This is a genomic window from Dechloromonas sp. ARDL1, from assembly GCF_051122455.1.
GTDB lineage: Bacteria > Pseudomonadota > Gammaproteobacteria > Burkholderiales > Rhodocyclaceae > Azonexus.
Genome location: NZ_CP168939.1, coordinates 1,287,488 through 1,307,216, shown reverse-complemented (window position 1 = coordinate 1,307,216; position 19,729 = coordinate 1,287,488). Strand labels below are relative to the sequence as shown.

Sequence of the window (19,729 nt, the reverse complement as noted above, 5' to 3'; positions counted from 1 at the left end):
GGTCGCTGTTCGTACTTCAGTCGCTGACGTAATTGGTTTTCTTTCTTCCAACGTCGTTTTCCGGAGTTATCGATGCAGACCAGAAAAACCGTCGGCCCCGCCCTGTCCGACCTCGACCTGACCCCGCTGCCGGCCGACCGCTTCGCTTATCAGAACCGCTTTGTCCCGTTCATCATCCGCGATGCCAAAGGAAATCCGGTGGTCAGCGTGGTATCGACTGCCATGCGCGACATGCACCGCGAGATGGAGAGGGCGGCCGCCAGTGCGCTGAGCACCGGCGATGCCAAAGTCGGCCCCGGGCGGCCGCCCAAGCCGCCCAAGCCCCCAAAGCAAGGGCCGGGAACCACCGTTACTCCGACAGGCAACGGCGGCAACCCGAACGGCATGGGCTGGGGAACGGGCCGGCCGGGGGACGATGTCGAGCTGGCAGGCCAGGCGTCCGACTTCGGTGTCATCCTGCTCGAACGCACCCGCTTCCGCCCCAAGGGATTCGCCCTCGGCGAGCAGATCCTGTCGCTGAGCCTGGCGCCGGGTGAGGAAGTGACTATCGAACAGAAGACTTTTTCCGAGAGGACAGTCACTTTCGAGGACATCAACGACACGGAAGAAGAGGTGAATACGGAACTGGGCAGCAGCCTGACCACCGAATTGTCCGAAGCGCTCAACCAGACCCAGAGCGATACCCACAACCGCAGCACCAATATCGGCGGTACCCTGGGGGTGTCCTATTACGTCAACCTGAACATCAGCGCCGGCTACACGGATTCCGTCAACAACGCCCTCTCCTCCAGCCAGGGAGAAACGGTGCGCAACGTGATGACCAAGACGGAAAAGCTGGCGGCACGCCGCCGCGCCCAGCACAAGATCACCATGAAGGTGGCGGAAACCAGCCGCTACGAAGCCGGCAACAAGCGGGTTCTGCGCAATCCCAACCCTTACACGCCGGTCGATCTGGTTTACTTCAAGCTGCTGCAGAAACTGGATGTCTCACACGAACGTTTCGGCGTCCGGCTGTGCTGGGCGCCCTTCATTCCCGATCCCGGCGTCGTTCTCGATCAGGCGGAACGCGCCGAGCGCCAGCGTCTGGAAAAGGAGATCACCCTCGATCTGCCCACCCTGCGCGCCATGCCGACCGATCCTGGCGTCGGTCCGGCGCGCACGGTGACCACGCCCTCCATCGAGCTGAACAGTTGGGGTCAGCCCTGGGGCGACATGCGAGCCGACTACGAATTCAAGATTCCGGTACCGGCCGCCGGCTATCGCTGGGATGGCAATGCAGACGCCATCACACTGAACGTGAACTGGTCCGGCTTCGGCGGCCGCGGCGCGCCGGGAGTCCGTGTCCTGCTGGCCGAGCCCTACGTCGACGAGAACGGTCCCGGCCTGCGCGTGATCGTCCATGCCGGCGTCGATTGGGGCGGCGCCGGCGCCCACCTGTATTGCAGCCTGACCGCCGGCTTCGTGGCCGACTCCTCGGCCGCCAGTGCCACCTTCCTGGCCGACCTGGCCAAATGGAACGAGGAAAAGGCCACCTACGACAAGGAAGTGGCCCGCCTCAAGGCGGAACGGGAAACCGCCATCGGTACCGCCCTGGCGCGCTGGCGTACCGCCTACATGACGACCTTCGATCCGGTATCGGCGGCCTACCAGTTGCTGATCGCCATGCTCTTCCCGCCCAGCGAGCGGGACGAGGGCTTCGAGGTCGAAATGTGGAACAAAGTCTTCGATTTTTCGGCCACGGCTTTCCAGTATTACCCGTCCTGGTGGAGCAACCGGGAGCGTCGCAATCCGGAAAAAGCCCCCGATGCCTTCGAAAATGCCAGCTGGATGCGGGTTTTCCTGCCCATCCGCCCCGGTTTCGAGCCCCAGGCACTTGCCCTGCTCATCGAGCGGCGGGTGCATACCCCGGTCAAGGACCCGCAGAAGGCCGCCGCCGTAAGGAAGGTACTCCAGGAACTGGAAACCGCCCGTAACACCTATTTCGGCGGCAACAGCGAGATTCAGGTCGTCTCCGGTACGCCCTGCCCGACCGCCACCCGCCCCTACATCTGCCTGGCCCACTGGGATGAGTTGCTGCCCACCGATGGCACGCACCTGGAAGTGGTACAGGCGATGACGACGGCGATGGACGATACCAGCGCCCAGTCGATGAGCGACGCGCACGCCCTGATGACGGCGCGCGCCGCCAGCCAGTCGTCGGAAGGCGAATTGACCGCATCGGTTCGCGACGCCGTCGCCGGTGCCACAACGGCGCCGGCGGTCGATGTCCATATCGGCGTCGGCACGCGCCTGACGGACTAGGCGAAGCCGGCAGCAGCCCGTGGCCGACGGTTCCGTCGCCGACCCGCAGATCAGAAGCCCTGGCGGCCGGCGGCTGCCGGTCCTGCCCTTGCCGGAGATCATCCAGGTCGTCGGCCACCTGCCGTCGGAAAAATTGCTGGCGACGGCCACGGTACTCGTCGACCAATTGCGGACCATGCAGTCCGGTTTTTTGTTTTCCTTGCAGGGACGCGCCTTCTCCCGCTCCCTTCTGACCATTCTCGAGTATTACAACCCCAGCAACGACGAACTGCAGGATCTCATCCCCATCCTGGCCCGCTTCGACTGCGTTCACGCCTTTTTCGATCAGGCGACGCCGGAAAACGACGACGGCCTGAAGCGCTACCTGCTCAATCACGGCGTCCTGTGGGAACAGGTACTGTACTACCACCAATTCTCAGCCTGGACACCAGTGCGCTTCACCGGCGGCTTCCTGCTCGGTCTCGGCTACTCCGGGGCTGCCATCGCGGAAACGCTGTACGAATTGTTCGATTTCGCCCTGGAGGCTTGCCAGGATCTCAGTGTGGCGCGGCGCAAGATCGGGCAGCTGATCGACGGCATTCGCCAGCTTTCCGTCGAGTCGCTGGCCGCCATGGCTCAGGATGCCTGGCAAGCGTGGAACGTCGAGTTCAGTGCCGCCCTCTACGACCTCGATTTCGACAAGGCCGGCTTCATGCTGGGCAAGCTGGCCGGCGACCTGTGGTTCCTGTTCACCGGCATCCGCGCCATTGCCAAGTTGCCAGGGATGACCTACCGGGCGGCCCGCCGTTTCGCGCGGCTTTTCGTGCGCGGCGCCCGGGCCAGCAAGGAGGTGGCAGGCCTCGTCCTCGAATTGCTGGCCAAGCTGGGCAGCACGCTCAACAAGGCGGTCGAGGTCGGTTTTTCGGGTCTGCTCAATTTCCTCGACGATAGCGCCGCGATGCTCAAGGCCATCCAGGAAGGCGCCGTGGCGACGGTAAACAAGTTCGGCGACCTGGTTCTCTTCCTCAACGACATGGGGCCGGAGATGGCGCTTGCCGGCAACCTGCCCAGCAGTTTCGCCCTGTTCGGCGAAGTCGAGGGCACCACCACCGTTCTCGCCCGGGTTAGGGCCGCCGGCAAACTGACCTTGGAGGAGATTGGCAAGACCCTCGAAAGCTTCGCCCAGAAAGCGCGCGGCAAGGGCAGGCTGACGCGGGCCGGCTTGAGCGAGATACGGCGCCTGGAAAAGTTCATGGCCGACTTTCTCGAAAACTGGCGGCAGACCTTGATCAACGCGCTGGAGTACGATGCCGACGTGCAGGTCGTCATCTCGCGCAAGGAGTTCGGCATTTGGCTGCACGACCACATGAAGCTCACCCTGGATACCCTGGAAAAGGAGCTGAAAACCTTCAAGACCCTGAGCGAGATGAGCATCAAGAGCATTGCCGGCGAGATGATGATCCCAGCCGAGATGCAGAAGGTGGCGGATACCACCATTCTCGATTTTCTCAAGTCGCGCAAGGATCTGTGGCCGCTGCTCGGAGTCGAGAAGAAAAAAGACCTCGCCAAGCTGATCAAGGCGCTGGGCTATACCGACCCGGCCACCGCCACCATCGGCAGCATGAAATGCGATGGCGTGCTCTACGATTGGTTTACCGGCAAGCTGTACAGCTTCGACTGGACCAGCGGCCTCTCCCGCTACCAGTTCGTGCAGATGTTCGCCACTGCCGACCGTGCCGAACTGGCCAAGCTGATGACCGAATTCATGGCGCACGCCCAACGTGAATACGTGCTGCGCCAGGCAGTCCTCGCCGAGATATTCAAAGGTTGGTCCACGGCCGCTGTCGAAGTGCTCTACCGCCCGCTTCCCCAACGCTTTCTGCCCTAAGGGGCTGTTAGACTTGCACAGCCCCTTCCCGACGAACCGACCGCCATGCCCGACCTCGACAAGCAACTCGCCTTCCTGCGCGAAATCGACCGCCTCAAGACCGTCGTGCGCCTGTCGCCGTTGATCGACCGCTCGCGGCGCGAAAACAGCGCCGAACATTCCTGGCATCTGGCGATGTATGCCTTGGTGCTGGCCGAACATGCGGCCGGAACGATCGACATCCTGCGCGTCATCAAGATGCTGCTGATTCACGACATCGTGGAAATCGACGCCGGCGACGTTCCTTTCCACGTCCCCGCTACGCACGCCGGGCAGGCAGAACGCGAGCGCCTGGCCGCCGAACGCCTGTTCGGTCTGCTGCCGGAGTCCCAGGCCGCCGAGTTCCGCGACCTGTGGCACGAATTCGAAGCCGCCGAAAGCGACGACGCCCGATTCGCCAAGGCCCTCGACCGCTTCCAGCCCATGCTGCACAACGCCGCCACCGACGGCGGCACCTGGGTGGAATGCGCGGTAACCCTCGAACAAGTCAAATCCCGCTGCCAACCGCCCATCGAACGCGGCGCTCCTGCCTTGTGGGAAGCGGCTGCCGACATGGCCGAAGCGCATTTCCGGAAGGCGTAGCGAAACGGTGTGGCAACTGGGCAGCCACGGGCCGACACAAAATCCGTGTTGAAAAACTACGCCGAGGTGCTTGACCTTCCCATGGTGGGAAGCTCCATCATGGGTTCATCGTAACCCTCTGGAGATTCAAATGTCCCCTGCTTCGGATTCAAGCTCTGCCCGCGAGCTCAGGCTTGGTATTGGCGGGATGAGTTGCGCCTCCTGCGTTTCTCGTGTCGAGAAGGCACTTCTGCACGTTGCAGGCGTAAAGGAGGTCAGCGTCAATCTCGCTACCGAAGAGGCGTCCGTGAAAACAGCGCCGGGAGTCCCCCTGGAGGCACTGACCGAGGCCGTTCGACAAGCCGGATACCAAGCCGTGACCCAAACCATTGCGTTCCAGATTGACGGCATGAGTTGCGCCTCCTGTGCCGGCCGGGTCGAGAAGGCCTTGTTAACGGTCTCCGGCGTACTGAAGGCTTCCGTGAATCTCGCAACGGAAAAAGCGACGGTCGAAGCCCTGCCGGGCGTGACGTTTTCGCTATTGGCGGCAGCCGTTGCCAAAGCCGGCTACACGGCGAATCCAGTCGCGGAACAACAAGCCGAAACCACGCGCAATCGCCTTCCCGAATGGTGGCCGATTGCCCTGAGCGCCTTGCTGACGCTACCGTTGATAGCCCCCATGTTGCTCAGCCTCGTCGGTGTCGATTGGATGCTCGACGGCTGGGTGCAAGTCACCTTGGCCACCCCCGTCCAGTTCTGGCTGGGCTGGCGTTTCTACCGGGCAGCCTGGAAAGCCATCAAGGCCGGTGCGGGCAATATGGATTTGCTGGTCGCGCTCGGCACCAGCGCCGCCTACGGCCTATCGGTCTACCTGCTCGTGCGGAGTGGCGACGAGGGCACATCCCACCTCTACTTCGAGGCATCGGCCGCGATCATCACGCTCGTTCTTTTGGGTAAATGGCTGGAGGCGCGCGCCAAACGACAAACAGCCGATGCCATTCGCGCCTTGAATGCCCTCCGCCCCAGCATCGCCCGGGTGCTGGTCGACGGCCAGGAGGTGATGACGCCGGTCGAACGGCTGGCGATTGGCGACATGGTCGTCGTCCGTCCGGGAGAACGTATTGCGGTGGATGGCGAAGTCGCTGTCGGGCAGAGCCATGTGGACGAAGCGCTCATTACCGGCGAAAGCCTGCCGGTAGCCAAGAACATGGGGGACAAGGTGACCGGGGGATCGATCAATGGCGAGGGGCTGCTGCACGTTCGTACCATGGCCATCGGTGCGGAAACGACGCTGGCCCGCATCATTCGCCTGGTCGAATCCGCCCAGGCCGCCAAGGCGCCGATTCAACGCATTGTGGACCGCGTCAGCGCGGTCTTTGTCCCGGCGGTACTGGTGATTGCCGTGGCCACCTTTGCCGGCTGGATGTGGTATTCGGGGAACTGGGAGCAGGCTCTGATCAATGCCGTTGCCGTCCTCGTCATCGCTTGCCCCTGCGCCCTGGGCCTGGCTACCCCGACAGCCATCATGGCCGGGACTGGCGTTGCTGCCCGCCAGGGAATTCTGATCAAGGATGTCGAGGCGCTTGAACTGGCCCACTCGGTTACGGCGGTCGCCTTTGACAAGACCGGCACGCTCACCGAAGGAAAACCTTCGCTGGTAGCGTTCGAACCGGCCGAAGGCATCTCGAAGGATACGGTCCTGCATGTCGCCGGCGCACTTCAACAGACCAGCGACCATCCCCTGGCCCATGCCGTCATGGAAAAGGTACGCGAACGCAATGTCGCGTTGCCGGAAGTCAGCGAGGCCAAGGTACTGCCCGGGCGAGGCGTGCAAGCCAGGCTTGGCGGGACGCTGATGCTCCTCGGAAGCTCCCGGTTGATGCAGGAACATGGCGTTTCTCCGGGAAGGCTCGCTGCCGTCGCCGCATCACTGGAAAGTGAAGGAAAAACCATCTCGTGGTTGTTGCGCCAGTCGGACTCGTCTTCGGAGCTGCTGGGACTTCTGGCCTTTGGCGACACCATCAAGCCAGCCTCCTATCAAGCCGTGGCCCGCTTGCGCGAACTGGGAATCAAGACCGTCATGCTGACCGGCGACAATCAGGGGAGCGCCCGGGCAGTGTCCGCGGAACTCGGTATCGATGAAGTTCGCGCCGAATTGCTGCCGGGTGACAAGTCACATGCCATCCAGGCGCTTCGCGAGCAGGGATACGTTGTGGCCATGGTTGGGGATGGCTTGAACGATGCCCCCAGCCTGGTGGCCGCCGATGTCGGACTGAGCATGTCGACCGGCACCGACGTGGCCATGCAAGCGGCGGGCATTACGTTGATGCGCGGCGATCCGCGCCTGGTGGCCGATGCTTTCGACGTATCCCGTCGTACCTACAGAAAAATCAAGCAAGGCTTGTTCTGGGCCTTTGCCTATAACGTATTGGGAATTCCTCTGGCGACCCTGGGCATGCTGAATCCGGTCGTGGCCGGTGCAGCGATGGCCCTGAGCAGTGTTAGTGTGGTCACCAATGCGTTGCTGCTGCGTAATTGGCGGGGTAGCGCGAAAGTGGGCACAGAAAGGACAGAAAAATGAATATCGGTGATGCAGCCAAGGCGTCAGGCGTTTCAGCCAAAATGATCCGCCACTACGAAAGCATTGGCTTGTTGCCCCAAGCCGGCCGTTCCGATGCGGGCTATCGTCAGTACGGCGACAAGGATTTGCGCACCCTGCTGTTCATCCGGCGTTCGCGTGATCTCGGCTTCTCGCTTGACGAAATCCGGGGCTTGCTGGAGCTCTGGCAAGACCGGGCGCGTCCCAGCCGGGAAGTAAAGGCGCTTGCCCAGCAGCATCTGGCCTTCCTCGACCGGAAGCTTGAGGAGATCCAGTCAATGAAACAGGCCCTGGCTCACCTGGTCAGTTGTTGCCACGGCGACGAACGCCCGGATTGCCCCATCCTGGAAAGCCTGTCGGGAGAAAGCAGCAGCGTGTGACCAGTGCGTGGGCTTTAGCAGCCTGAATTCCAATACGTCGCACCAATGCCGTCTCGGGCCGCTTCCCGATGGAACCAAACCGGGCCTGCAGCATCGAAAAGGCGACCATGAGCGGGTTTGGCGACCCGGCATCGGTTTCACCCTGCCACCACCTCCCTGTTTCGCTTCGATGAACGCCCCTGCCCCTCGTCTTTTTGCCTTCGACAACACCTACGTCCGCGACCTGGAAAATTTCTACGTTCGCTGCAAACCGACACCGGCGAGCAAGCCCAGCCTGATCCGCCTGAATACCTCGCTGGCTAGCGAACTGGGCTCAGACCCGGCACGACTTGCTGCGCCGGAGGGTGTCGAGGCCCTGGCCGGGAACCGCATTCCGGAAGGTGCCGAGCCGATTGCACAGGCCTACGCCGGACACCAGTTCGGCGGCTTCTCGCCGCAACTGGGCGATGGGCGTGCCTTGTTGCTGGGCGAGGTGATCGACATCCATGGCCGGCGGTGCGACATCGCCTTCAAGGGGTCCGGCCGAACGCCGTTTTCCCGCAACGGCGACGGCAAGTGCGCGCTGGGACCGGCCTTGCGCGAATACATCATCAGCGAGGCGATGCACGCCCTGGGCATTCCGACAACCCGCTCGCTGGCCGTCGTCGCCACCGGCGACATGGTGCGCCGCGATCGCGCCCTGCCCGGCGCGGTACTGACACGGGTGGCGGCCAGCCATGTGCGGGTCGGCACCTTCGAGTATTTCGCCGCCCACCAGGGGCCGGAGCAGGTAAAGCGTCTGGCCGATTACGTCATTGCCCGCCATTACCCCGAACTGGTCGCCAGCGGCCAGCCCTATCTCGATCTGCTGGCCGGCGTCGCCGAGCGGCAGGCGCTGCTGGTCGCCCGCTGGCTGGGCGTCGGCTTCATCCACGGCGTGATGAATACCGACAACATGACCATCTCCGGCGAAACCATCGACTATGGGCCATGCGCCTTTATGGAAGCCTACGACCCTGCCACCGTCTTCAGTTCCATCGACCACCACGGACGCTACGCCTACGGCAACCAGGCCGACATCGCCCAATGGAACCTGGCGCGTCTCGCCGAGTCGCTGCTTGTTTTGATCGATGCCGACACCGACCGGGCCGTGGCGCGCGCCACCGACGTGCTCACGGCGTTTCCGGACCGGGTCGCGGCGCATTGGCTGGCCGTTATGCGCGCCAAGCTCGGCCTCGACGAATCGGGCGAGGCCAGCGACGACCGCCAACTGGCTGAGGATTTTCTTTCCTTGCTGCAGGCCGCCCGGCTGGACTTCACCAACGCCTTCCGCGCCCTCCACGAAGCGGCCACCGGCAACCCGCTTCCGCTGCAGGCGCTGTTCGGCGACAGCGCCGGATTCGATGCCTGGCGCACCCGCTGGCAAGCCCGCCAGCCGGACCACCCGGATACCCTGCTGACGGCCATGCAGCGCGCCAACCCCTGGGTGATCGCCCGCAATCATCGCGTCGAGGAGGCGCTGGCGGCGGCGGTCGAGCGATTCGACCTGGCGCCCTTCGAGCGCCTGCTGGCCGTGCTGCAAAATCCCTACGCCGCGCGCCCCGACGACATCGCCTATACCGAACCGGCCCCGGCCGAGGTAACGGCCTGCTACCAGACTTTCTGCGGAACCTGACGGAGACCGACATGACCGCCAACGACTACGGCATCGCCCACCAACTTGCCCCCGAACTGGGCGTCGACACATGGCACGATGCGGCCGGACAGCCGCTGGCCGCCTACGGACTGGCAGACATGCCGGGGCGCTACAAGCTGATTTTCTGCTTCCAGGACAACTGTCCGGGTTGCCACCGCAGCGGTTTCCCCACGCTGATCAAGCTGTTCGCGGCATTCCGCCGCTCGCCGACCATCAGTTTCGCCGCCGTCCAGACCGTCTTCGAGGAATTCGAGCACAACACCGCCGAGCGCGGTTTCGCCAACCAGCAGCGCTACGCCCTGCCCATTCCCTTCGGCCACGATGCCGGTCCGGACGGAACCGGTTCCGCGCTGATGAAGCGCTACCGCAGCGGCGGCACGCCGTGGTTCATCCTGATCGACCCCAACGGCGTCGTCCTCTTCAACCACTACCACGTCGACGCCGACCGCCTGATCGACTACCTGCGCGATGCCGAAGCCAAAGGCGCCGCCCCGGTTCCCGCTGGCGTCCTGACCTGGGCCGGGGTGCTGCGCCTGGCGCGCGACGGCAACCCCGAGCCGCCGCGCCGCCTCGAACTGGGCGACACCGAGTGGCGCGCCCGCCTGACGCCGGAGCAGTTTCACGTCACCCGCCGGAAAGGCACCGAACCTGCCCACAGTTCGGCCATGTGCGCTCTCTTCGAGCCCGGCCGCTATGCCTGTGCCTGCTGCGGCACCGAACTGTTTGACGCGGGCAGCAAGTTCGACAGCCGCAGCGGCTGGCCGAGCTTCACCCAGGCCCTGTCGCCCGATGTCGTCGCCTATCACGCCGACGCCAGCCACGGCATGCAGCGCATCGAAACCACCTGCAACATCTGCGACGCCCACCTCGGTCACGTTTTCCCCGACGGCCCGGCGCCGAGCGGCCTGCGCTACTGCATCAACGCCCTCGCGCTCAGCAAGTGCTGAACCGGCGCTAATCGCCGGCCAGGGCGCCACACCCGGGCCGGCGGCGCTATACTGCCGGCATCGCCCCTGCAGGAGCCTGCCATGCCCAGCGGTACGGAACGTTTTGTCCTGGCCCTCGACCAGGGCACAACCAGCAGCCGCGCCATCCTGTTCGACCGTTCCGGCAATATCCGCGGTTTGGCCCAGCAGGAAATCCCCCAGCACTACCCGCAACCCGGCTGGGTCGAGCACGACGCCGGCGACATCTGGGAATCGCAGCTGGCCGTGGCACGCGCCGCCCTGCGCGACAGCGGCATCCGGGCCGACCAGCTGGCCGCCGTCGGCATCACCAACCAGCGCGAAACGACCGTGCTCTGGGATCGCGTCACCGGCCAAGCGCTGCACCGCGCCATCGTCTGGCAGGACCGGCGCACCGCCGGCCTCTGCGACGACCTGCGTGCCGCCGGCCATGCCGCCTTGTTCGCCGAACGTACCGGCCTCGTGCTCGATGCCTATTTCTCCGGTACCAAGCTGAAATGGCTGCTGGACAACATCCCCGGCGCCCGTGCCCGCGCCGAACGCGGCGAGTTGGCCTTCGGCACCGTCGACAGCTGGCTGGCCTGGCATCTATCCGGCGGCCGGGAGCACGTCACCGACCCGTCGAACGCCGCGCGCACGCTGCTGTTCGACATCCACCGCCGCTGCTGGGACGACGAACTGCTCGCCCGGCTCGACATTCCGCCATCGGTTCTGCCACGCATCGTCGACAGCAGCGGCCCGATCGCCACGCTGGACACCCGCTGGCTGGGCTGTGCCGTGCCGCTGGCCGGCATCGCCTGCGACCAGCAGGCGGCGACCTTCGGCCAGGCCTGCCTGGAACACGGCATGGCGAAGAATACCTACGGCACCGGCTGCTTCCTGCTCATGAACACCGGCGACCGGCCGATGGCCTCGCGCCACCGCCTGCTGACCACGGTTGGCTGGCAGTGCCACGCAAAAACCACTTACCTGCTCGAAGGCAGCGTCTTCATGGGCGGCGCCACGGTGCAATGGCTGCGCGATGGGCTGGGGCTGATTTCCAACTCGGCTGAAGTCGAAACACTGGCCGCCAGCGTGCCGGACAACGGCGGCGTTTATCTCGTCCCCGCCCACGCCGGGCTCGGGGCGCCGCACTGGGACCCGCAGGCCCGCGGCGCCCTGTTCGGCCTGACACGCGGTTCGACCAAAGCCCACATCGCCCGCGCCGCGCTCGAAGCCATCGCCTTCCAGAGCGCCGATTTGCTGGCCGCAATGGAAAAGGATGCCGGCCACCCCCTCAGCGAATTGCGTGTCGATGGCGGCGCGGCGCGCAACGACCTGTTGATGCAATTCCAGGCCGACCTGCTCGGCGTGCCGGTCGTTCGCCCTCGCGTCACCGAAACCACGGCGCTGGGCGCCGCCTACCTGGCCGGCCTGGCGGTCGGCTTCTGGCAGGACGAGGCCGAACTGGCTGCGTTGTGGCAGGCCGAGCGCCGCTTCGAGCCGGCCATGCCGGAAACGCGCCGTACCACGCTGTTCTCCGAATGGCAGCGCGCCGTCGAACGCGCGCTCAACTGGGCTACACCGACATGACCCAATCCCCCCCGGCCCGCCACGAAAGCCTCTCCGCACTGCTCGACGAAGACATCTGGGACGTGCTGATCGTCGGCGGCGTCCGCTACCTGCGTCAGGGCGACATCGGCCTGGTTCGCAACGCCCTGCACGAACGCACCCACCTGCTCGCCAACGCTCCGCACCTCGTGCATCCACTCGCCTTCGTCATTCCCGCCAGGAGCCGCTTGGACCGCCTGTTCTACGGCACCGGGCTCAAGCTCTACGACCTGCTGGCCGGCGCCGACGGCCTGGCAGCCTCCGGCGGCCTCGACCAGGCCGCGCTCCTCGCCGCCCTGCCCGGCCTCAAGCCGGACGGCCTGTGCGGCGGCATCCGCTACTGGGACGGCCAGTTCGACGACGCCCGCCTGGCCGTCACATTGATGCGCACCGCCATCGACCACGGCGCCACCTGCCTGAACTACCTGCCGGTCGTCGGCCTGCTCAAGGCGAACGGCCGCATCGTCGGCGCCCTGGCGCGCGATGCCGAGACCGGCGAGGAATTCGAAATCAAGGCCAGGGCCGTGATCAACGCCACCGGCGTCCATGGCGACCGGATACGCCGCCTCGACCAGCCGGACAGCACGCCGCTGCTGACCCCCAGCCAGGGCATCCATCTCGTCGTCGATGCCGACTTCCTGCCCGGCAGCGAGGCCCTACTGATTCCGGAAACCGAAGACGGCCGGGTGATGTTCGCCATCCCCTGGCAAGGCAAGGTCCTGCTCGGCACCACCGACACGCCACGTCCGGACCTCAGGCAACTCGACGACCCGCAACCCCTGGCAGAAGAAATCGACTTCCTGCTGCGCACCGCCGCCAATGTACTGGCCCGGTCGCCGACCCGCGCCGACATCCGCAGCGCCTTCGCCGGCCTGCGCCCCTTGATCCATCCGGAACACGATGGCGACCACAAAACCACGTCCGCCCTGTCGCGCGAACACGCCATCCTGGTCAGCGGCAGCGGCCTGATCACCGTAGCCGGCGGTAAATGGACGACCTACCGGCTGATGGGCGAGCAGGTCATCGACCGCGCCGCCGAAATAGCCGGCCTGCCCCCCATACCCAGCCCGACCCGCGACCTGAAGCTGCACGGCTGCCCGCCCGCCGCATGCGATGACGTACTCGGCACCGACGTCGCCCTGCTCGCCGACCTGCCCGGCCACGACCGCCTGCTGCATCCGGCGCTGCCGTACAGCGAGGCGATGGTCCGCTTTGCGATCCGCCACGAGCAGGCGCGGACAATTGATGACATTCTTGCTCGACGGACGCGCGCCTTCTTTCTCGACGCCGCAGCCGGCGAAGCCTGTATTGAACGGGTAAGTGCCTTGCTGGCAGAGGAATTGGCCCCGTCCGAAGAGCGCTTGCAGGCCATGACGGAACAGGCCAGGCGAAGCGCCAGCCGCTTCCAAGCAACAGCGAACTAGCGGAAGCTGGCCGTTTCCCCGGCTTGGTGGCTCGTCGCGCCCCGGCATCAAGGCAAATCGCGCGGTGCCGTGGAGTTGGCCTTCACCCAAAGATTTACCAATGGTTACGACTTCGCTAAGGATTTTGTGCAATCGAGCGCCCCGGGCCGCATAAAATGCCGCCGATGACGAATTTCGACCAATCCCGCGAACAACGAGCGCTGCTGCTGGCCTTCGCCGTTTCGCTGGCCATCCACCTGGCGGTGCTGCTGGCGCCGCGCGATGAGCGGAGCGGCAATCCGCAGTCCGTCTCGCGCCTGGAAGCACGGCTGGCGCCCAGCCGGAAGCCGGTCGAGCCAACCGTCGAAAGCACGCCCGCACCGACTGCCGCCAAGAGCGCCAAGGTAAAACCCAAGACGCGCATCATGACGGCCGACAAATCGCACAGTGCGACACCCAAATGGAGCGTGGCGCAGAAGGCGGAAATGGACGGGTTCCTCAACGAGCTGGAGGAGCAAGCCAAAGCGACGCCGAAACCCACGCTGGCTCAACGCTCCCTCGCCATGGCACGGGAAGCCGGAAGAGCGCTGGCGCGCGAGGATGCAACCGGTGACGCACTGCTCGAATTGCGCCCGAACGGCCCACCGGTCAATCCCTTCAGCCTGGAAATGTATCTCGACGGGCTGGTGCGGCGACTGAACCGCAGCGCCGGCTTCGTCAACAACGAACGCCGGCACCGGGGAGTAGAGACTGCTGCCGTTCAGTTCAGACTCAATCCCGACGGCTCGCTGAAATCCTTCGTCGTGCTCAATGCCGCCGACCAGGCTGAGGAAGTCGCGTTCATCAAGGCCGTCATCGAGCGCTCGCTGCCCTTCTCGCCCTTCCCGCCTGACATCGACCGGGCAGCCCGCTCGCTGGGCGTCACCATCTGCATCCGCCCGGGCCAGAACAGCGAACCGGGGTTCAGCCGCATGAGCGGCAAGCGATGCGCCTAGGTGTTTAAGCTGCGCCCGCCAGCGCGGCATCGATCAGTTGCCGCGAGATGCTGATCGGCTCCGGCAACTGGGGTAAGGCGTCGGGGGAAAACCAGTCGGCGGCTTCGATTTCATCCGGATCAAGTTTCAGTTCGCCGCCCGCGTAATCAGCGAAGAAGGCGACCATCAGCGAATTGGGAAACGGCCAGGGCTGGCTGGCGAAATAGCGCAGGTTGGCGATCTCGATACCGACTTCCTCGCGCACCTCGCGCCTGGCGCACTGCTCCAGCGTTTCGCCCGGTTCCACAAAGCCGGCCAGCGCGCTGTAGACGCCCGGCTTGAAACGCGGGCTGCGCGCCAGCAACAATTTGCCGCCAGCGCGCACCAGCACCATGACGGCCGGCGAAATGCGCGGATAGACGATGAGGTCGCAAGCCGGGCAGTGCATGGCGTGTTCGTTCGCCCTCATCTCGGTCGGCGTACCGCAACGGCCGCAGAATCGATGCTGCGCCTGCCAGTCGAGCAGTTGCACGGCCCGACCGGCCAACGCGAAGGCTGCGCCGCCCGCCAGCTGAAAAACGGCACGCAGGGGGGTCGGGTCGGCACCGGCGACTTCGGGCAGTTCGGCCACATCGGCGGCATAGCAGGTCGCTCCCAGCCAGTCGCCAACGCGCAGCGCACCGTCGGGTGGCACGCCGAGATGCCGCCCGCTCGGGAATGGCGAGACTGCACCCTCGTCAACGGCGATCAGCAGGCGGTTATCGCTACGTAGTATCCAGAAAGCGGTGTCTGTCATGTGTCGTCCGGGGTGCTGGCAGGCCGCGAGATAGCGGCCAAAGAACCGATTTATAGCACGCAACCCGCTGACTTCCTCTCGCCTGCGGTCTGTTCGGAACAACGCCAGGCACTTTTTATATTGCGAGTGGCACAAGGAAGTAAGATGGTCGCCCTCCACCATCCGCCCCATTCGTCTGAATTTTCATGCCAAGGCCAAGTAGCGAGCCCAACGCGGCAGCCTCCTCCCCCGCCAACGACAGGCCGGCCCCGGTCGGCTTCTGGCAAGCGTTCGCCTTCTGGTTGAAGCTTGGTTTCATCAGCTTTGGCGGCCCGGCCGGGCAAATTGCAATCATGCATCAGGAGCTGGTCGAACGCCGTCGCTGGATTTCCGAGAAGCGCTTCCTGCACGCGCTGAACTATTGCATGGTGCTGCCCGGCCCCGAGGCGCAACAACTGGCGACCTACATCGGCTGGCTGATGCACCGGGCACGGGGTGGCATCGTCGCCGGCACCCTGTTCGTGCTTCCCTCGCTGTTCATCCTGATCACCCTGTCCTGGCTCTATGTCGCCTTTGGCAATCAACCGGTGGTTGCCGGTCTGTTCTACGGCATCAAACCGGCGGTGACGGCCATCGTCGTCCAGGCCACGCACCGCATCGGTTCGCGAGCGCTCAGGAACAATTCCATGTGGGCCATCGCAGCTGCTTCATTCGTCGCCATCTTTGCCCTCGGCCTGCCCTTCCCGCTGATTGTCGCGATGGCTGCCGCCATCGGCTATGTCGGCGGCCGGATTGCACCTGACCGTTTCAAGGCCGGCGGCGGCCATGGCTCGGTCGGAAAGTCCTTCGGCAAGGCAATCATCGACGACGACACGCCGACACCGGCACATGCCCTGTTTTCCGGACGGCGGTTATTCAAGGTGGCCTTGGTCGGGGTGCTGCTCTGGCTACTGCCAATGGGTCTGCTGACGGCCCTCTACGGTTGGGACGGCACATTGACCCGGATGGGCTGGTTCTTTACCAAGGCCGCATTGCTCACCTTCGGCGGGGCGTATGCGGTGCTGCCCTACGTGTATCAGGGTGCCGTCGAAAGCTATGGCTGGCTGACGCCCACCCAGATGATCGACGGCCTGGCGCTCGGGGAAACCACTCCCGGGCCGCTGATCATGGTGGTCGCCTTCGTTGGTTTCGTAGGCGCTTACACCAAGGCCATCTTCGGTGCGGGAAGCCTCTTCCTGGCCGGCGCCATTGCCGCCACCGTCGTCACCTGGTTCACTTTCCTGCCTTCGTTCATCTTCATCCTGGCCGGTGGGCCATTCATTGAAACAACCCACAACGATCTCAAATTCACCGCTCCACTGACTGCCATCACGGCCGCCGTCGTCGGCGTCATCCTGAATCTGGCATTGTTCTTCGGCTACCACGTGCTGTGGCCACAAGGATTCAGCGGCCAGGCGGACATCCCGGCCGCAGTGATCGCCGCGCTGGCTGCCACGGCCTTGTTCCGCTTCAAGCTGGGCGTGATCCCGGTCATCGCCGGGAGCGCCCTCCTCGGGTTGCTCATCCAGTTTTTGCGCTAAGGCGCCGATCTGGGAAAATGCCGGCATGCCCGCACTTGCCTTTGTCGACCTCGAAACCACCGGCGCCACCGCCACCCACGACCGCATCACAGAAATCGGCATCGTCGAGGTCGATGCGGATGGTTCCGTCCGCGAATGGCAGCAGCTGGTCAATCCCGGCATGCGGATTCCGCCCTTCATCGAACAACTGACCGGCATCACCAACGAAATGGTCGCCGCTGCGCCGCCGTTCGAAGCCATTGCCGCAGAAGCCCTGCGCCGGCTCGAAGGGCGATTGTTCATCGCCCACAACGCCCGCTTCGACTACGGCTTTCTGAAAGCCGAGTTCAAGCGGCTGGGCATCGATTTTCGCTGCACCGTCACGTGCACGGTCAAGCTGTCGCGGGCGCTGTATCCGGAACACCACCGGCACAATCTCGACAGCCTGATCGAACGCCACGGCCTGCAGGCCGAGGCGCGCCACCGGGCATTGGCCGATGCCCAGCTGATCCACCAGTTCTGGCAGAAAATCCATGCCGACCGCAGCAGCGAGGCCATCGAGGCAGCGCTGAACAAGCAGAACGCCCGCCCCAGCCTGCCGCCCAACCTCGACGCAGCCAATCTGGAAGACCTGCCCGATACGCCCGGCGTCTATCTGTTCTACGGCGAAAACAACCTGCCGATCTACATCGGCAAGGCCAAGGACCTGCGCAAGCGCGTGCTGTCGCATTTTTCGGCCGATGTCCGCTCGGCGAAGGAAATGGCGCTCGCCCAACAGGTACGGCGCATCGACTGGATCGTTACCGCCGGGGAGATAGGCGCCCTGCTCCGGGAGTCGGCGCTGGTCAAGGAACTGCTGCCGACGCAGAACCGCCAGCTGCGCAAGAACGAGGAAGTCTGTACCTGGACGCTGGTCGACGAGGGCGAAGGCTGGCTGCGCCCGCAATTGACGCTCGCCAACGACCTCGACTTCGGTCTCTCCACCTCGTGCTACGGCCTGTTCAAGAGCAGCAAGGAAGCCAACACCGTCATGCGCCAGCTGGTCGAAAGCCATCATCTGTGCGACATGCTGACCGGCCAGCAGCCGCTCAAGGCCGGCAAGCCGTGTTTCGGCCACCAGATCCGCCGCTGCAAGGGCGTCTGCATCGGCAAGGAACCGCTGGCCAAACACACCATGCGCCTGATGACCGCGCTGACCGGCCTCAAGCTGGTGTCCTGGCCCTTCCCCGGCCCGGCCGTCATTCGCGAGGGAGACGAAGCGCACGTCATCGACGGCTGGCGTTACCTGGGCACAGCCAAGTCCGATGACGACATCCGGCAGTTGCTCGACGGCAAGCGCCCGTCCTTCGACCGCGACACCTACAAGATACTGGCCAAGGTCGTGGCGAAAATGAAACCGCTCGCCGCGCTCAATGGCGCCTTTCAACTGCACACTCTCAGCTGACCCGCCCCTGCGCCAGCAACGGGAAACGCCTGAAATTACCTGCACGTCATGACTGTGGCACACTGGCGAACTACCCACGAAGGAGCCCGCCATGCCAGCCGCCCGACCAGCCAAAGCCAATCCGCCCGTGAAACGCGTCGCCATCGCCTGCCAGGGAGGCGGCAGCCATACCGCCTTTACCGCCGGCGTCCTGCAAGCGCTCCTGCGCAATATCGATGCGCGCAAACACCATATCCTGGGCATGTCCGGCACATCCGGCGGCGCCCTGTGCGCCGCCCTGGCGTGGACGGGCTTGCTCGAAGGCGATCCGGCACGCGGTGCCGCCCTGCTCGAAACCTTCTGGCAAAAGATGAGCGCCACCGAATTCCCGGACTTCTGGAGCAACCAGTGGCTGTTGCTTCAGCAACGCAGCCGTTCCGTGCTCGGCCTGCCGGAAATCAGCCCCTACCTGCTGCCGACAAGCGGACAGGATTTCATGGCTGACCTGCTGCGCGAACACATACCGTTCGAGCGTCTGCAATCGCTCATCACGCCGCATGCGCCCTGCCTGATGATCGGCGCCGTGGAAGTGCTGTCCGGCGACTTCACCGTATTCCATTCCCATCCCGGCCCCCGGCAGCCGGGCATCACGGTCGAGGCGCTGCTCGCCTCGGCGGCGATTCCGGAAATGTTCCGCGCCGTCCATATCGGCAAGGGCATCTACTGGGACGGCCTGTTCTCGCAGAATCCGCCGATCCGCGGCTTTCTCTCGGGCAAGGAAAGCCGTGAAGCCAAGCCGGATGAAATCTGGGTCATCCAGATCAACCCGGAGCGCCGCGCCAGCGAGCCGATGACCTCGAACGACATCGACGACCGCCGCAACGAGCTGGCCGGCAACCTGTCGCTGCACCAGGAACTGTTCTTCGTCGACCAGACCAACGACTGGCTGCGGAAAAAATGGCTCGACGCGGCGCACATGAAGCACGTGGACGTCCGTTTCATCCGCCTCGAACTCGAGCTCGACTACGCCTCCAAGCTCGACCGCAGCCCGGCTTTCATCGAACGATTGATGGACGAAGGCCGCCACAAGGGCGCAGAATTCATCGCCCGATTGAACAAGGAAACACCATGAGCCTCTCTTTTTCCACGCTTCGCCCGGCCTGCCTCGCCGCCGCGCTGACCCTGGCCGCCGCCCTGCCCGCCCAGGGCGAGGAGATCGACTGCGTCACCACCACCTGGAAGTTGATCGGCGCCAATCATCGCATCTGCGTCAATGCCTACGATGACCCGAAGATTCCCGGCGTCACCTGCCACGTCAGCCAGGCACGCACCGGCGGCGTCAAGGGCAGCCTGGGCCTGGCCGAAGATCCGTCGCAATTCTCCATCGCCTGCCGCCAGGTCGGGCCGATCGTGCTCCCCGCCAAGCTGCCGGCCGACGAGGTCGTGTTCAGCGAAGATACCTCGCTGCTGTTCAAAGAAACGAAGATTCACCGCTTCCTCGACCAGAAGCGCAATGTGCTGATCTATCTGGCGATCAGCCGCCGGGTTATCGAAGGCGCCCCGGCCAACGCCATCTCGACGGTTCCCATCCAGCCCTGGCCGGGGAAGTAATCCGCAC

At 64.6% G+C, this 19,729-nt stretch carries 15 protein-coding genes; 14 read left to right on the top strand and 1 reads right to left on the bottom strand.

The genetic code is table 11. From position 1 onward, the window contains the following. Positions 1-72: 72 nt before the first annotated feature. The 10 genes from AB6Q56_RS06365 (at position 73) to AB6Q56_RS06320 (ending at position 14,375) form a co-directional block, all read left to right on the top strand. On the top strand, positions 73-2,301 hold the full coding sequence (locus AB6Q56_RS06365; RefSeq protein WP_434516256.1) for a hypothetical protein: 2,229 nt from the start codon (positions 73-75) through the stop codon (positions 2,299-2,301). Positions 2,302-2,320: 19 nt separating this feature from the next. Continuing rightward, positions 2,321-4,168: a hypothetical protein gene (locus tag AB6Q56_RS06360; RefSeq protein WP_434516255.1), complete on the top strand. Its 1,848-nt coding sequence runs from the start codon at positions 2,321-2,323 to the stop codon at positions 4,166-4,168. A gap of 45 nt (positions 4,169-4,213) precedes the next feature. Then, positions 4,214-4,789, top strand: a complete 576-nt coding sequence (locus AB6Q56_RS06355) for an HD domain-containing protein (RefSeq protein ID WP_434516254.1) — start codon at positions 4,214-4,216, stop codon at positions 4,787-4,789. 130 nt (positions 4,790-4,919) lie between these two features. After that, positions 4,920-7,349 carry a heavy metal translocating P-type ATPase gene (locus AB6Q56_RS06350; protein WP_434516253.1) on the top strand — a complete coding sequence of 810 codons (2,430 nt, stop codon included), beginning with the start codon at positions 4,920-4,922 and terminating at the stop codon, positions 7,347-7,349. Then, positions 7,346-7,747 (top strand): Cu(I)-responsive transcriptional regulator, encoded by a 402-nt coding sequence (gene cueR, locus AB6Q56_RS06345; RefSeq protein WP_434516252.1) that lies wholly within the window; start codon positions 7,346-7,348, stop codon positions 7,745-7,747. Before AB6Q56_RS06350 ends, cueR begins: the two co-directional genes overlap by 4 nt. 169 nt (positions 7,748-7,916) lie before the next feature. Further along, positions 7,917-9,401 carry a protein adenylyltransferase SelO gene (locus AB6Q56_RS06340; RefSeq protein WP_434516251.1) on the top strand — a complete coding sequence of 495 codons (1,485 nt, stop codon included), beginning with the start codon at positions 7,917-7,919 and terminating at the stop codon, positions 9,399-9,401. An 11-nt stretch (positions 9,402-9,412) separates the two neighbouring features. Next, positions 9,413-10,369 carry a peptide-methionine (R)-S-oxide reductase MsrB gene (gene msrB, locus AB6Q56_RS06335; protein ID WP_434516250.1) on the top strand — a complete coding sequence of 319 codons (957 nt, stop codon included), beginning with the start codon at positions 9,413-9,415 and terminating at the stop codon, positions 10,367-10,369. An 81-nt stretch (positions 10,370-10,450) separates the two neighbouring features. Then, complete coding sequence (gene glpK, locus AB6Q56_RS06330) at positions 10,451-11,959, top strand: glycerol kinase GlpK (RefSeq protein WP_434516249.1); 1,509 nt, start codon at positions 10,451-10,453, stop codon at positions 11,957-11,959. After that, positions 11,956-13,401: a glycerol-3-phosphate dehydrogenase/oxidase gene (locus AB6Q56_RS06325; RefSeq protein ID WP_434516248.1), complete on the top strand. Its 1,446-nt coding sequence runs from the start codon at positions 11,956-11,958 to the stop codon at positions 13,399-13,401. Before glpK ends, AB6Q56_RS06325 begins: the two co-directional genes overlap by 4 nt. A gap of 164 nt (positions 13,402-13,565) precedes the next feature. Next, entirely contained in the window at positions 13,566-14,375 is an 810-nt protein-coding gene (locus AB6Q56_RS06320) for a hypothetical protein (RefSeq protein WP_434516247.1), read from the top strand. Positions 14,376-14,379: 4 nt separating this feature from the next. Here AB6Q56_RS06320 and nudC read toward each other — a convergent pair whose 3' ends face one another. Next, positions 14,380-15,150, bottom strand: a complete 771-nt coding sequence (nudC, locus tag AB6Q56_RS06315; protein WP_434516246.1) for an NAD(+) diphosphatase — start codon at positions 15,148-15,150, stop codon at positions 14,380-14,382. 185 nt (positions 15,151-15,335) lie between these two features. Here nudC and chrA point away from each other — a divergent pair, with 185 nt between their 5' ends. From chrA to AB6Q56_RS06295, 4 genes are all read left to right on the top strand, one after another. Then, on the top strand, positions 15,336-16,709 hold the full coding sequence (gene chrA / locus AB6Q56_RS06310; RefSeq protein ID WP_434516245.1) for a chromate efflux transporter: 1,374 nt from the start codon (positions 15,336-15,338) through the stop codon (positions 16,707-16,709). A gap of 25 nt (positions 16,710-16,734) precedes the next feature. After that, positions 16,735-18,132: an exonuclease domain-containing protein gene (locus tag AB6Q56_RS06305; protein WP_434516244.1), complete on the top strand. Its 1,398-nt coding sequence runs from the start codon at positions 16,735-16,737 to the stop codon at positions 18,130-18,132. 91 nt (positions 18,133-18,223) lie between these two features. After that, complete coding sequence (locus AB6Q56_RS06300; protein WP_434516243.1) at positions 18,224-19,243, top strand: patatin-like phospholipase family protein; 1,020 nt, start codon at positions 18,224-18,226, stop codon at positions 19,241-19,243. Further along, positions 19,240-19,722 carry a CreA family protein gene (locus AB6Q56_RS06295; protein ID WP_434516242.1) on the top strand — a complete coding sequence of 161 codons (483 nt, stop codon included), beginning with the start codon at positions 19,240-19,242 and terminating at the stop codon, positions 19,720-19,722. The genes AB6Q56_RS06300 and AB6Q56_RS06295 overlap by 4 nt, the downstream gene beginning before the upstream one ends. The last annotated feature ends 7 nt before the right edge of the window (positions 19,723-19,729 follow it).